A 15,241-nucleotide genomic window follows, 5' to 3' on the forward strand; every position below is an offset into this window, starting at 1 on the left:
CCCAGCAAAATAAACGGGGCGTGAACCCACAAAACCGAACCAAGGTTGACCAGACCGCATCTGCCTACCAGACTCTTTGCAGGGCCTTGCAAGGAATAAAACCGGCCCACAAAAAAACACTCACAGAAACCAGCTTTTTAATCAGGCGGAGGTTCAATGTCTCAGCGCAACAAACCTGTTGTAACCGTACTCACTGCCCCCGGAGAGCAGGAACCTCCGGGCATGGATTCTCTCAGGGCACGCGCCGAAGTGCGTTTTGCCAGCGATGAGGCCACCCTGCGCGCTACCTTGCCGGGTACCGATGTAATGATGGTGACGGATTTTCGAACCGAGGCACTCGAAGCGGCTTGGGGCTGTGCGGACACATTGAGATGGATACATGCCACCAGCGCGGGGGTAGATGCGCTGATGTTCCCTGCCCTTACGAAAAGCAGCGTGGTAGTCACTAATGCCAGAGGCATATTTGACAAAACCATTGCCGAATACGTGCTCTGTACTATTTTGATGTTTGCAAAAGACTTCCCGGCCTCAATTCGCCTTCAACTCAAGCATCAGTGGAAGCATAGAGACACAGAAAGAGCAGCGGGAAAGCAGGTGCTTGTAGTGGGTGCGGGCTCTATCGGCCGACAGATCGGGCGTTTGGTTGCTGCTGCGGGCCTACAACCTCACGGTATTGCAAGAACAGCACGTACAGACGATCCAGACTTTGTGGCCGTGCACAGTAACGACGACCTATATAATCAGCTAGGTCACGCAGATTACGTAGTCATCGCTGCACCACTGACACCCCAAACAGAAGGCTTGTTCGATGAGAAAGCCTTCAAGGCTATGAAGAAGACCGCACGCCTGATTAACATTGGCCGAGGCCCGATTGTTAAAACCAAGGATCTGATTGCAGCGCTGGAGAGTGGCGAAATTGCCGGTGCCGGGCTCGACGTATTCGAGGAAGAACCCTTACCGGAAGATCACCCGCTTTGGGACACGGACAATGTCATCATGACCGCACACATGGCGGGTGACTTTATCGGGTGGAAGCGCGCACTTACTGATCAGTTTTTGGAGAATTTTGACCGCTGGCATGGCGGTGAGGAACTGTTCAATCTGGTGGATAAGGAGCTTGGATACGCTGGGAGCAAGTAGCCGAGCGTACAGGGAGGTATTCACAGCGTGTTTTGGGAACACCTCCCCTGCCCGCTCTCCTAACTTACTGAACCTCAGCTCCCAGACAACGACTGGTCCGCTGGATCAATCTCCATCTGCTGTATCGCAATCACCGCTTGAGTACGGTTGCGAACCCCAAGCTTGCGGAATACCGCGGTGATGTGTGCCTTGATGGTTGCCTCAGACACCTCAAGATCGTAAGCAATTTGCTTGTTCAGAAGACCTTCCGCCAGCATACCCAGAACTCGGAATTGCTGCGGGGTCAGTGACGCGAGCTTTTCAGAGAAATCCGTGGTGTCGGCATGCATGCGTTCAAGCTTGTCTGCAACGCCTTCGGGGAGCCAAACATCACCTTCCAGCACAGCCCGAATGGCTTCTGTGATGGTTGGCAGCGGCGCCGACTTGGGAATGAAGCCAGACGCTCCATAGTCAATGGAACGTCGCATTACCTGCAACTCTTCAGAGCCAGACACAACCACCACGGGTAAGCCGGGGTACTGCCCCCGCATAAACACCAACCCGGAAAAACCGTGGGCACCCGGCATATTAAGATCAAGCAAAACCAGATCTGCATCCGGGTGCGAATCTACCGACGCTTGGAGTGCCTTGATGCTGTCGACTTCTACGGTTTGTGCATCAGGTACTGCTTGATTGACCGCCTGTTTCAGGGCGGCCCGAAACAGGGGATGGTCATCAGCGACGATAATTGTTTGTGTCATTAAACCGATTCCTCACGGGTTTATGGCCTGTTTTCAGACCTTATTTGAACGCACGATTGTTGACGAGATCATCAACCACACTAGGATCTGCAAGTGTTGAAGTATCTCCCAACTGGTCGTGCTCGTTAGCGGCAATCTTACGCAGAATGCGACGCATGATCTTGCCTGACCGTGTTTTAGGCATACCCGGTGCCCACTGAATGACATCCGGGGAGGCGATGGGGCCAATTTCCTTGCGAACCCATTGTACCAGTTCTTTTTTGAGCTCATCGGAAGGTTCTTCACCCTGCATCAGAGTCACATAAACGTACAAACCCTGCCCCTTAATCTCATGGGGGAAGCCGACAACCGCAGCTTCTGCCACTTTGTCGTGGGCTACCAGCGCACTTTCCACCTCGGCAGTACCAAGACGGTGGCCAGATACGTTGAGCACGTCGTCGACCCTGCCGGTAATCCAGTAGTCGCCGTCTTCGTCCCTACGGGCACCGTCTTCAGTAAAATACATGCCTTTGTAGGTGCTGAAATAGGTTCTCACAAAGCGCTCATGGTCACCGTATATCGTGCGCATTTGCCCCGGCCAGCTGTCTAGGATAACAAGGTTGCCGTCGGCTTTACCCTCCAGCAGATTGCCTTCGTTATCCACCAGAGCTGGTTTTACTCCGAAGAATGGCACTGTTGCAGAGCCCGGCTTCAAATCAACCGCGCCCGGCAGTGGCGCAATCAGAATACCGCCGGTTTCGGTTTGCCACCAGGTATCCACAATCGGGCACTGGCTGTTACCGATAACACGGTGGTACCACTCCCAGGCTTCCGGGTTTATCGGCTCACCCACAGAGCCTAGCAGTTCCAGGCTCTTGCGTGACGTACCCTCCATACAGGCTTCGCCTTCGGCCATCAACGCCCGAATAGCCGTCGGGGCTGTGTAAAGAATGTTGACCTGATGCTTATCAACAACCTGCCCCATTCGTGAACTGTCCGGATAGTTGGGAACGCCTTCAAACAGAAGCGAAGTGGCGCCATTACAAAGTGGGCCGTAAAGAATGTAACTGTGCCCCGTTACCCAGCCAAAATCTGCTGTACACCAGTAAACATCGCCATCTTTATAATCAAATACATACTGGTGGGTCATGGAAGCGTATACCAAGTAGCCTCCAGTCGTATGCAGGACGCCCTTGGGAGCGCCAGTAGATCCTGATGTGTATAGCATAAACAGAGGATCTTCCGCGTTCATAGGTTCTGGCGGGCAGTCAGCAGAGGCCGCTTGCACTAGATCCTCATAGCGCACGTCGCGCTCGTCGTTCCAGGGTACATCTTTGTTACCGGTGCGGCTGACAACCACAACTTTCTCGACTGCGACACCTTCCCTGTCTTTAAGCGCTGCATCCACGTTCTTTTTCAGTGGCACCTTACGACCACCGCGAAGACCCTCATCGGCGGTAACAACAAAACGTGACTTGCCATTTACTATGCGGGCACCCAAAGCTTCGGGCGAAAAGCCTCCAAACACAACCGAGTGGATAGCACCAATACGTGTGCACGCCAGCATAGCCACTGCGGTTTCCACGATCATTGGCATATAAATGGTGACGACATCACCCTTTTTTACACCCAGATTTTTTAACACGTTGGCGAACTTGCAGGTTTCTTCATGCAATTCACGGTAACTAACGTGACGGGACTCTGCCGGGTCATCGCCTTCAAAAATAATAGCCGTCTGGTCGCCACGGGTTTCAAGATGACGGTCAAGGCAATTTGCAGACGCATTAAGCTGCCCATCTTCAAACCATTTAATGGAAACGTTGTTGTAATCAAAAGACGTGTTCTTAACCTTGGAGTAGGGTTTGATCCACTCAAGACGCTTGCCGTGTTCTCCCCAGAAACCATCGGGATCCTCGACCGACCGACGATACATTTCGTCATACTGCTCCCGGTTTACTAACGCCCGTTTGGCTACTTCTGGACTTACCGGATAAAGGTGTTTATCAGTCATAGTGTTCCCCTTTGGTCAGAGTTTGTTGTCATTGTCGATTTTGCTGATTTAAAACGAGAGGGCACGCGAGCCCTGCGGACACATAGCCGTAGTTCAACATGTGAGCTACCACCTATTGAATTAGACTAACGTCCTAACACGCTTGAACTTTTAGCGCAAAACGTTCAGTAACCTGCAAGAATTCAAGGGTAAATTCCTGACAAAACAAGCCACAAATTAAAGAGTAGTTCGGTTTCCCTGAGAGGTAAACCAACCCCGCACAACGGGACCAGACGAAATCAAGCCGCTTTTTTACGCCCCCGAATGCCACGTGGAGCACGCGCTTTTTTCGCTTTAAGTGCGTACCGGTTGAGACCTGCCAAGTGAATTTTACGCAGATAGACAGCCCAATCGATTAGACCAGCATCTACTGGAAACAGGGCTTTATCTACCTCACCCATGCGTGCTGCCAGAGCTAGCAAGTCATCGTTATGGAAGATGTAGTCCGGCGCGGTATAGAAGCCGAAAATCGATGCAAGGGAACGCGTGGTATCGAGGTTTTGAAGTACCTTGAACTCACTACCCCGCCCCAGCGCGCCCATCAAGCGGCTCGTAAGACTGAGGGGAATGCGTGCACCTCCCACCAAGGCATCGAACAAGGTTCGGTTTACAGCAATAAAGGGCTTCACTGGCCGGCGATAAAACAGGTTTTCATAGGCCGCATAATTGGTTTTGGCTTCCGCCATAAGGTGATCAATAAACTCACCCACAGACACCGGGTTTGAGCTGCCACTACAACATTGGTAAATCCGGGAGCGCGGGGCTTCTCCCAAAGCCTCTGCAACCGCAAGAATAATAGTATTTGCGACCAAATCCACAGGGATTACATCAACAATGCCTGAGCGCTTACCGGGGAATAAAGTGACTTTTTCTCGTGCATAAGCAAGAATAATGGCGTCTGCCACTTTCACCCCTTCAATCCAGCCGGGTGCAGGCTCTTCGAGAGCGCTCTCGATTATAGATGGGCGCACAATAGTAAGGGCTCGACCGTTCAAAGCCTTCAAAAGCAGCTGCTCGCCCAACCACTTTGTGAAGGTATAGGTGTCACTCCAGCCATAGCGGTTGGCCTCACGAATCCCCAAATCCACGAGCTTTCGTTCTAGGTTTTTTCCAGTGTAGCGAGAACGGACATCTGCAATGCTGTCATTAAGTACCCGTATCAGTTCTTCAATTTCATAATAGCCAGCTTGGCTGCGGGGAATCTTGGCACCTGCGGGCTTAATCACCGATTCCGTTACCTGCCCAGAGTTTTTCCCGTTTACATAGCAGGTTGAAACTTGGACAACTGAGAGCGATGGATTCTGGCGCGCAAGTTCAGCAATGTTATTCAAGCACAGAGTGTTGATGGTTAGTGCTTTGTCTAACTCTTCGCGAAAGTTAACGCTGGCCGCCGAGTTAATAACGGCATCTACGCTGCACGCCAAGTTTCGGAACGCCTCTGGCGGCAAGCCAAAGTCAGGCTCAGTGACCTCTCCCGTAACGCAGTGCAGCCGCTCTTCCAAGAAAGCTTCAAACACTTCGTTATTCTCTTGCCGTAATCTATCAAATACCGAGGAGGTGGCAATTTCATCGAGAAAGCGGCCACGGGCGTCAGGGTGTTGTTTGTTGCCTCGTATCAGCAGGTGTAAACCGCCAATGTCCGGCACCGCACGAATCAGTTTTTCCAGAATAACTTTACCCAAAAAACCCGTAGTGCCAGTAATCAGGACATGTTTACCACGTAGCTGTTCAAGTACTTTTGACGAAGACACTTCTGCCCCCTTTATTCGTTTTGCCATTGTGAAAACTCCTTTTCGTGGATGCCAGCAGCATCCGATCCTTGCACATTTTTCGGGACAATGCGGTGACAAACTGCAAGATTGCCACGAATAATCAACGGATGGTCGTTTAGGTGTTGTTATTCTCTTTGTCCGCCAGCGACCTTAGCAGTTGATTTAGCGAAATGCTCGAAGGCTGCTCTTTTAGGGCTTTAACCAAGCTCTCCTGATCACCAAAACGGATACGATCATAGACAGGTTCAGGTGGGATAGGCTGCGAAATCTCGAGACCAACCTGTTTACCATCATCGGAGGAGGCATCAACGGGCGAGATCTCACCAGCCAAATGCCTGAGGTGCATTGCCAGATGCTGGCGCTGTGCTGGGCTAAGCGCTTCCCAGTTAATCGCACCAAGTCCGGTCTGGATAATTTCAACCGTATCGTTGTCTAGTGAGCCCCCGAGCAGCGCAAACAAACGCATAAACACATCGTAGCGCAGCATGGCGTTCACATCCGTGCGCCCGAGTATCGTTTCCAATTCACCAACAGCCTGAAAGCAGCGTTCATCCGGTGACATCGAAGACCGGCTTGCTTTTTCCGTCTGAGCCGGCTGGCGCTTAGAGACTGTGTACCAATAGGCCGCTATACCGGCTTTGCGAACGGGCATTTGCGCCAAGCGCACATCAAGCATATCAGCCAAGGTACTGAACTGCCGACAAGACGGGTCCGCCTGAGGTAAGAGGGCGACAGGCTTTTGATTCAGCACTGACTGGCGCAAAGTCTCATCGCGCCAAATCCCACCCATGTAATGGAGAGAGCATTGCAGATGGCGCCGCGCCGCTGAATCCAAGCGCTGAAACACCGAGCGAGCCTGACTGGCCCCTTGGGCCATATTAATCAACACACTGGGCGTTTTACGGTACCCACGGCGCCTCAAGACCTTGATCAAAGAGAAAGCATCTGTAACCGAAGCAGGATCTGGAGTCACAACCACACACGCCAGCTCTGCTGCCGCAATCATGTGCAAACCTGTCGACTGAAGGCCGGCAGCCGTATCCGTTATCACGTAGTCGTAATGTTTTTCGAGTAGGGATAAAGCTCTTAGTATTCGGAAACTATGCTTCGGAGCCATGTCCACACACTCTTGCATACCAGAGGCACCGGGCAGGATGTGTAGGCCGTATTCAACAACCAATAGAATGTCTTCTAACCGACATTCATTGGCAACAACATTCGCAAGTGTTCGTTCGGGATACAGCCCCAACATAATGCTGACATTGGCAAGATCCGTATCACCATCGAGTAGCAAGACTCGTTTTTTTTGGCGGGCAAGCGTAAGTGCCAAATTTAGAGCAACAGATGTTTTTCCGACACCGCCCTTTCCGCCAGTCACAGCGATAGTTCTGGGGGTGCTGGGTTTGTGCATGACAGATTCCCGAGCTCTCATGGCAGGCGGCCTATATCCTTGAGATAACAACAAGCAACGCTTTAGTATGTAAAAATTGTACACACATCACCAGCCCGTGAATACGCTGGTCAAAAAAAGCACAGTTGTTGTTTTATATTCCCGGTTTTTTAGCTAAGCTCCAAGACTAAAAAATGAACGCCGTTTCATAAACCGGTTATAGCGCGCGACAGGCAAGCCTATGAGCACACTTCCCGACCTTCAGCTCCCGAGCCTTCCGGAAGTCACTCTACGCGCGCTTGAAGCTTGCAACCGAGATGACAACTACCGTGCAATCAGCGAAATCGTAGCGTCTGACACGGCCTTGGTGGTTCGGGTTTTGACACTGGCAAACTCCGCTCTTTACGGGCCACCGTCAGGAATAAACTCAGTAGATCAGGCGCTAATGCGTCTTGGAACTCGTCGGTTCAAAACGTTGGTGCTGACCGCAGCTATGCGCCAGATACTTTTCGATTTGGGCGGTGGCGCCTGGCAACAATTACGAGACTTCTGGCGACATGCCCTTACGACTGCGTTGACCGCTCGGGCACTGGCAACCCTGACTCGATACCCGGAAGCCGATGAAGCGTTTATGCTTGGCCTGCTCCATAACATCGGCGAGCTGATAGCCATTAAAACGCCAGATATGGAAACCAGACAAGAGTATATGAACCGACAGTCAGAGATAGCGGCTGAAGTGGTGACCTCTTGGGGGCTGGGGCCCATGGCGGCGGACGCCATGCGTTATCAGCAGGCACTTCCATCAGATTTGCGAGATGCGGGGCACTTGGTCAAGGTCATCAGTCTTGCGGCGCGTTTAGCCTTGTCTGACTCAGCGGGCATTGCCGCTGCCGGTACCATGTTCGGGCTCAGTGAAGAGCTAGTTAGGGAAATCAACCGGCGGATCGCGCAAGACGTATCTACAATGGCGGAATCTCTGGGAGTCCCGCTGATTAACAGCTACAACGCTGAACCCGCAACACTAAAGCTACGACACACCGTATTACAGCAGGCTATTACCCAGCAAGCCATTGGGCTTGCTGATCTCGAGACCACGAATGCCACCATTCTAGCGGAATCTGTAAGCAGCCTAACGCTGATTACCGGCCTTCCAGCCTTATGCTTTGGACACGTAGATGACAACCTTGTTCTTCTTTCAGGCACCGCCGGCCAACATCCACATTTGGCAGTGAGCGCAGTAGCAGGCGGCAGCGCTTTGACAGAAGCCTTTGCCACCCAAACGCTCACCAACCTCAGCGGCCGCACACCTAACGTGCTCGACCATCAACTTTTATCACTGTTAAGAACGCCGTCATTGACCGCTGTCCCAATCCTTACGGGTAACCTCTGCCCCGGTGTATTTGTGCTGGGCACGGATGGCAGTGCAGCGGACTCAACCGCAGAGTTGGTTACTCTATTTAGCCGCCAACTTTCAACTGTTCTTCAGACAAAGAGTGCATCCGTTGAGTACAGAACAGGCGGGGGAGATCAGGATCGCCAGATCGCTCTTGAAAAACTGCACAGGCAACTACATGAAATCAGCAACCCCCTGACCATTATCCGCCAGTACATTCATCAGCTCAGAGGCCGTCTGAACGACCCTGAGATGCAAAACGAATTAGAGGTAGTTCGAGAGGAATTGGACCGGGCGAGCAACCTGTTACTCCAGATTAACCGTGACACTGCCAAGAGCTCAAACGAGCACACCGCCGACCTTAATTCAGAAATACGCAGTCTGGCTCAGGTATTGGACGACAGCCTATTCAGCGACAACAATCTCCAATTGAACCTACAACTGTGCAGCAGTCCAACGTCTGTGAATTCCGGCCCCGCCGTTCTGCGCCAAATACTGATCAACTTGATCAAAAACGCTGCCGAAAGCGTGTCGGAAGCTGGCGGCTCAGTCAGTATTAAGACGGCAGCCCCAGTATGGCAAGGGCAACGCGACTGGGTTGAACTAAACGTGACCGACACAGGCACCGGCCTTACTGATAGTATACGCAACACCTTGTTTACACCGGGAAACACCACAAAAGGAGCTGGCCATTGCGGCTTAGGCCTGAGCATTGTGAAGCAGCTAGTTGATGACATGGATGGTGTTATTGCTTGTCATACGGGGCCAGAAGGCACTAACTTCCGGCTTTTGATACCCGCAACCGGCTAAACAAATACCGAAACTGACTGATAGGAAACGGACTCAAACCGATGGCATCAGAGCTAACCAAGAGGACCTCCCCGTCCGAGGCAGCGCGCATTTTGGTGGTTGATGACGAGCCACGACTGGTGAGCGCGCTAGCCTCGCTGCTAAGCGGTTGTGGTTATGATGTCACCGAGGCCTATGGCGGAAAACAAGCCTGTGAATTAGCAGACACTTCGCACTATGACCTCGCGCTGATCGACTTACGCATGCCTGAGGTAGATGGTTTTGCCGTTATGGCGCACCTTGAGAACCGGCAACCGGAATGCGGAGTTATCGTAATCAGCGGCGAAAGCTCGTTTACAGCAGTCAGCCGCGCCCTAAGGCGTGGTGCTCTGGATTACATCCGCAAGCCCTATGATCCTGAAGAACTCCTTGCCATAGTAAAAGGCGTAGTTGGAAAACAAACCCTCCTTAAAGCCCATGAAGACGTACAGGGGCGCCTTGAAAAATCTGAAGCTCTGCACCGTTACATCGTAAACAGCTCGCCCGACATCGTTTTCATGCTTGATGCCCATGGCCGTTTCTGCTTTATCAACAGCAAAATTGAAAGTCTGCTGGGGTACAAGCCGGCTGAGCTTTGCGGTAAACACTTTCGGCACATACTCGACGATCGGGACGTTGCCAAAGGCACCTACGCTCTCAATGCACCAGATATAAGCGCGGACAACCCACGCACGCTAGAAATACGTCTTAAAACTCGCGGTAGCAGGCGCGCAAACCGGTATTTCGAAGTGACAGCCTTCCCAATTGCGCCCCAATCTTGGACCTACAATAGCGATACTCAAGGCGGTGGTAGTGGGCAGAAGGCCTGCTATTACGGAACGGCTAGAGACGTTACTGAACGCAAAGAAGCTGAAGCTTTTATCAACTTTCAGGCCTATCACGACTTGCTCACACGCTTACCGAATCGAGCCCTATTCAAAGATCGTCTGGAGTTAGCCATTACCCATGCGCGCCGCGCAAAGCAAAAGCTCGCCGTGATGTTTCTTGATCTTGATCGTTTCAAGGTTATTAACGACACCCTTGGCCATGCGATGGGCGATCGATTGCTGCAAGCCGTAACCCAACGTTTGGAAGGATGTTTGCGCAAAGGCGACACTTTGTCGCGCTTCGGGGGGGACGAGTTCACGCTACTACTGCCCTCAATCCATGGCAAAGACGATGTCAGCCAGATCGCGAGAAAGCTAATCAAAACGCTCAAGGCACCCTTCCAACTTGGCGAACATCAGGTGTTCATCGGGGTCAGTATCGGGATCGCTGTATATCCAGAAGCGGGAAATAACATGGATCAACTGATCCAAAATGCCGATATCGCCATGTATCACGTTAAGGCTCGGGGCAAAGACAGTTATCGCTTTTTCTCAGAAAGCATGAGCATCGACAGCACTCATCGCCTGAATTTGGAACGAGACCTGCGCATGGCGCTTGAAAGGGGGGAGTTGCGAGTATTTTATCAACCACAGGTTTGCGCTAGCACAAACCGTATTGTGGGGCTTGAAGCTCTGGTGCGTTGGCAGCACCCTGAACGGGGCCTACTCTACCCTCGGGACTTTTTAGGGCTTGCGGAAGAAACCAAGCTGATTGGCCAATTGAGCGAGCAGGTTCTAAATCAAGCCTGCCAAGATGTTGGCCCCTGGATCCGCTCTGGCCACAGTGACCTGCGTTTGGCTGTTAACCTCTCTCCCATTGAAGTGGAGCACCCTCGGTTTGTGGAAACCCTTATGGAGCGAATTAATGCCAACCATTTCCCCCCCGGCAATCTGGAAATCGAGATTACCGAAAATGTGATCATGAATGATCTGGAGCAGATCAGCCAAAAGCTCCGCGAGCTGGCAGCTATGCATGTCCGTATCGCTATTGATGATTTTGGCACGGGTTACTCATCGCTCAACTACATACACCGGTTGCCCATCCACACTCTGAAAGTCGACCAATCCTTCGTTAAAGCCATTCGCAATGGAGCCGACGATGCATGCATTGTAAACGCCATTGTGGCCATGGCTCATGGTCTAAAATTGGAAATCATCGCCGAAGGCGTGGAAACGAATAAACAGCTTGAGTACTTACGGGCTCTCGGTTGCCACCAAGTTCAGGGCTTTTTCTACGGCTCGGCACAGTCCGCCGCGGATATCGATAAATTACTCATACAAACACGGCTTCAAAATGCCGTATCTGGCTGATTTTTCGGTACGACCATCCTTTATTGTCTGACACTCCTAACCCAAACCTTGATGTTGTTTGCAAAGTATTGCGTTGCGTTAAGTTGTGTATCCCGAAATGCGCATTGCGGCACATATTTCTCCTACCCTGTTCATTAAACTCAAAAATCCCAAGGTCTTAGCCACCGAAGCGCTCTGAACCTATGGGCAGAGCAAAAATGACAATAACGGTGGCAGCATCAAAGCAATCAAGAGCAGGCAGCAGTTCTATGCGCGACAAGTACCGCTACATCGGCCCCGTATACGATTTCCTCAGCAACCTATACAGCGGCAAGAACATCCACCGTTGCAAAACCGCCATGCTAGAGGTGGAAACAGTGAAGCCCGGCGACCGCATTCTTTTTGCTGGCGTTGGCCATGGCCGGGATGCGATACGTGCGGCTGAACTTGGCGCAGATGTTACGGTTGTTGATTTGTCAGAAACCATGTTACGGAAGTTCGGCGAAGCCCAAGAGAGCGAGGCACCCCACCTAACCATTCGCCGCATTCACAGCGATATCATGAAGGTAGACGAAGTCGGCCAGTACGACATGGTTGTTGCCAATTTCTTCCTCAATGTTTTTGAAGAAGGAATGATGGTGAAAGTTCTGGAACACCTAATCCAACTGGGTAAAGCAGATGCCAGCATTGTTGTGGGCGACTTCTGCTACCCCACCGGCAACCTGTTCTCGCGCACATTCAAAAAGCTGTATTGGTATATGGCCGTGTTCACCTTCTGGCTATTTGCTAACAATGCCTTCCACAAAATCTACAACTACCCGGAACACATGCGGCGTCTGGGTCTTGAGGTTACAGAGAAAAAGCACTTCAAATTGATGAACATGGACTGTTACTGGTCCATTCTCGGCCGCAAGCAGGCATAGCTCAGCACCTGCAAAACAATAACAACCGGGGAGAATCACTATGTCAGATCAAATTCTTACACTCGACCAAAGCTCAGAATTTGAAAACACTGAATTTACCTTCAGTGAAAGAGTGACTTACCTGAAAAGGTTTGGTGGCCACTCTCAATCCTTCTCTACCCTACAGCCAGACATGCAGTATTTCGACGTGCCCGATGTGGGTTATATGGCCTACATGCGTAAGTGGGGTGCGACCATTGTCCTTTCCGACCCGGTTTGCGCACCCGAAAATTTCGGACCAATTCTTGAACTTTTTCAGAAGCGTTTTCCAAATGCTTCCTATGTTCAGGTCTCCAAACCGGTTGTGGACTTTTTGCACCAGCGTTTTGGCCTTTACGGAACACAGTTTGGAAGCGAGTCACGGATCGATCTAGGCAAATGGTCCCTCAGTGGCAAGAAAAAGCAGATTCTGCGCACGGCACTAAATCAGGCCGAGAAAAGCGGAATTACCGTTCAGGAACGCTTCAGTGACGACCACACCCGAGAAATTTCAGAAGCCTGGATTCGCACCCGGAAATGCAAGAGTAACGAGATACGCTTTCTCATTCGCCCTATGGAAATGGATTATCGGGAGAATGAACGCCATTTCTACGCGTATCAAGATGGCAAGGCGGTTGGCTTTATTTACTTTGACCCCATTTACCGCAACAACGAAATCATCAGTTACGTGCCTAACATCTCCCGCGCAAACGCTGACTTTAAACAAGGTATTTTTTATACCCTTATGGCCCACGCGATGGATGCTTTCAAAGCCGAAGGCGTTCCTTATCTGGATCTGGGTCTTATCCCTCTGTCTCTTGATGCCACCACAGAACATCAGGAAAGTAAGCTTTTGAAGCGAATCTTCCACGGCCTCTACAACAGAGGAAACTTTATTTATAACTTCAAAGGATTGGAATTTACCAAATCACGGTTCCGGGGCGACAATTTCAAAACCTACTGCTGCCACAAACGGAGCATACCGGCCTTGGAGTTCCTTGCCATGTTCAAACTCACTCAAGTGCTATGAGCTACCCGGCCAATTCCCGATAACCCTCTTTGGCTGCAGACTCAGCTCAGCCATAAAGCGGGCAATACCCTCCGGGGGTTTGCCGGAGAAGAGCGCCACAGGCACAGGCAGCGTCCTGTGGTCGCTAATTGCATCGACAGGCTTGTTCGCTTGCGCTAAAAGCGACGCAACACGGCGGGCAATAGCCTCCCCGGAATCCACCCAGAATTTCACCTGAGGCAAACTCAGCTTAAGGCTGTCCAGTAAAAGCGGATAGTGGGTACACCCAAGAACCACGGTATCTACATCAGCGTCACGCAGGCCCGCCAGCACACTATTGAGCTCGGCTTGTGGCACTGCCAACCCTCGAACCAAGTCTTCCGCCCACTGCACAAGGTCAGGGTGACCCAAGCGCTCAACCCTGCAATGGGATGCAAACTCCTGAATCAGCTCATCTAGATAGGGTCGGCGCACTGTTGCTGGCGTGGCAAGAATGCCTATGCGCCGATTCTGCGTGCAGGCTGCGGCAGGCTTAACCGCTGGCACCACTCCAACAACTGGCACATGTGTTAGCGCCCTTAAGTGCGGCAAAGCGACCGTGCTGGCTGTGTTGCATGCAACGACAATAGCGTCGCAAGGGTACTGCTCAAGCGCCTTCACAATGAGCCTGCAAGAGCGCTCAATCACTACAGATTCAGGCTGACTACCGTAGGGGAAGGCGGCGTTATCGGCGAGGTACACAATGGAAGCATGCGGTAGCTTTTTGTGCACACAAGCCGCAACACTCAGCCCGCCAACACCGGAATCGAAAATCAAAACTCTGGGCGCCTCATACTCACTCAAGGCTTAATCTCTTTACCGAGAATCATCTTTTCCATTTCCCGAATCAAACGCCCGGAAATCGTTGTATTCGGAGGCACAGGAGGCCTACTCCCGGGTAGAAACCAGCCAGCATCCGCCAGCTCATCTTCCTGTAGAACCAAATCGCCACCTGCATAATCGGCGAAAAAACCGGCCATCAACTGGTGTGGAAATGGCCAAGGCTCAGAGGCCTGATATTGAATATTGGTAACGTCGAGGCCGGTTTCTTCTTTTACCTCACGGGCAACCGCCGCTTCTAAGCTCTCGCCGGGCTCTACGAAACCTGCGATTAAACTATAAAAATCCCGTTTAACACGTGACGATTTTGCCAGAAGATAGCGATCTTGATTTCTTATAACCACGATCACACACGGAGCCAGTCGCGGGTACCAAGGGATATTGCAGTGACTGCACCACTTTGCCCGCTCCCGCCGATGAAAACCTGTTCCACTGCCGCAGCGACCACAGAATTGGTGGTCCTGAAACCATTGCCACACTTGAAACCCGGTACTCAACATCGCCGCTGGCACATCACTGGCCGTTAACAGAGCATCCCGCAAAGAAACAACATCATAACCAGCGCATTCAGACTCCGGCACTTGCGTCACGAAAACCGGACGGCCATCGGCGCTTCCCAAAGACACAAAACCCGTATTCTCAGCATGCCCGGGCATGCGCTCCAACGGCTGCAACCAGCCGTCATCCGGCTTGAACACACCAGACCCGGACAGCATCAGCACAAGATCACCCGGCTCGGGCGCCTTGGTAGTCCAACCGGGACTCCACTGAACGGTTGTTGTCGCCATGGTCTTTCGCACCTTTATGGATGGGCAGGCCTTAGTGATAAACAGGCCAAACAGGAATGTATCATAGTGTCGCGAGCTTCAAGAATGACACAGTGGCTTTCCGGCCTTCACTCAACCAAGTAAACTTGGCGCCTGATTTTCATCGGAGCGACATT

The 15,241-nt window shown here is 51.7% G+C and carries 11 protein-coding genes; 5 read left to right on the forward strand and 6 right to left on the reverse strand.

From position 1 onward, the window contains the following. Positions 1-156 precede the first annotated feature (156 nt). The gene (locus FE845_RS03320) at positions 157-1,140 is read left to right on the forward strand and encodes a D-2-hydroxyacid dehydrogenase (RefSeq protein WP_200361744.1); all 984 of its coding nucleotides are present in this window, start codon (positions 157-159) and stop codon (positions 1,138-1,140) included. A 74-nt stretch (positions 1,141-1,214) separates the two neighbouring features. Here the strand turns inward: FE845_RS03320 and FE845_RS03325 are convergent, their stop codons facing one another. The 4 genes from FE845_RS03325 to FE845_RS03340 form a co-directional block, all read right to left on the reverse strand. Next, a complete protein-coding gene (locus FE845_RS03325; RefSeq protein WP_200361745.1) occupies positions 1,215-1,880 on the reverse strand; it encodes a response regulator transcription factor in 666 nt (221 codons plus the stop codon). A 40-nt stretch (positions 1,881-1,920) separates the two neighbouring features. Next, complete coding sequence (gene acs / locus FE845_RS03330; protein WP_200361746.1) at positions 1,921-3,870, reverse strand: acetate--CoA ligase; 1,950 nt, start codon at positions 3,868-3,870, stop codon at positions 1,921-1,923. Positions 3,871-4,148: 278 nt separating this feature from the next. Next, on the reverse strand, positions 4,149-5,687 hold the full coding sequence (locus tag FE845_RS03335) for a fatty acyl-CoA reductase (RefSeq protein ID WP_200361747.1): 1,539 nt from the start codon (positions 5,685-5,687) through the stop codon (positions 4,149-4,151). A gap of 109 nt (positions 5,688-5,796) precedes the next feature. Next, positions 5,797-7,092 carry a MinD/ParA family protein gene (locus FE845_RS03340; protein ID WP_227714009.1) on the reverse strand — a complete coding sequence of 432 codons (1,296 nt, stop codon included), beginning with the start codon at positions 7,090-7,092 and terminating at the stop codon, positions 5,797-5,799. 220 nt (positions 7,093-7,312) lie between these two features. Between FE845_RS03340 and FE845_RS03345 the strand changes: the two genes are divergently transcribed. From FE845_RS03345 to FE845_RS03360, 4 genes are all read left to right on the forward strand, one after another. Continuing rightward, entirely contained in the window at positions 7,313-9,274 is a 1,962-nt protein-coding gene (locus tag FE845_RS03345; protein ID WP_200361749.1) for an HDOD domain-containing protein, read from the forward strand. 41 nt (positions 9,275-9,315) lie between these two features. Continuing rightward, positions 9,316-11,490, forward strand: coding sequence for an EAL domain-containing protein (locus FE845_RS03350; protein WP_200361750.1), 2,175 nt, complete (start codon positions 9,316-9,318; stop codon positions 11,488-11,490). A gap of 248 nt (positions 11,491-11,738) precedes the next feature. After that, entirely contained in the window at positions 11,739-12,392 is a 654-nt protein-coding gene (locus tag FE845_RS03355) for a class I SAM-dependent methyltransferase (RefSeq protein ID WP_200361867.1), read from the forward strand. A 40-nt stretch (positions 12,393-12,432) separates the two neighbouring features. Then, entirely contained in the window at positions 12,433-13,440 is a 1,008-nt protein-coding gene (locus tag FE845_RS03360) for a DUF2156 domain-containing protein (protein ID WP_200361751.1), read from the forward strand. Here the strand turns inward: FE845_RS03360 and murI are convergent. Together murI and nudC are read right to left on the reverse strand one after the other, a co-directional pair. Then, entirely contained in the window at positions 13,435-14,262 is an 828-nt protein-coding gene (gene murI / locus FE845_RS03365; protein WP_200361752.1) for a glutamate racemase, read from the reverse strand. The two genes, FE845_RS03360 and murI, sit on opposite strands and share 6 nt — an antisense overlap. After that, positions 14,259-15,086, reverse strand: a complete 828-nt coding sequence (nudC, locus tag FE845_RS03370) for an NAD(+) diphosphatase (protein WP_200361753.1) — start codon at positions 15,084-15,086, stop codon at positions 14,259-14,261. The genes murI and nudC overlap by 4 nt, the downstream gene beginning before the upstream one ends. Positions 15,087-15,241 lie beyond the last annotated feature (155 nt).

This window comes from Marinobacter sp. 1-4A (assembly GCF_016597725.1).
In the GTDB taxonomy this organism is placed as follows: Bacteria; Pseudomonadota; Gammaproteobacteria; order Pseudomonadales; family Oleiphilaceae; genus Marinobacter.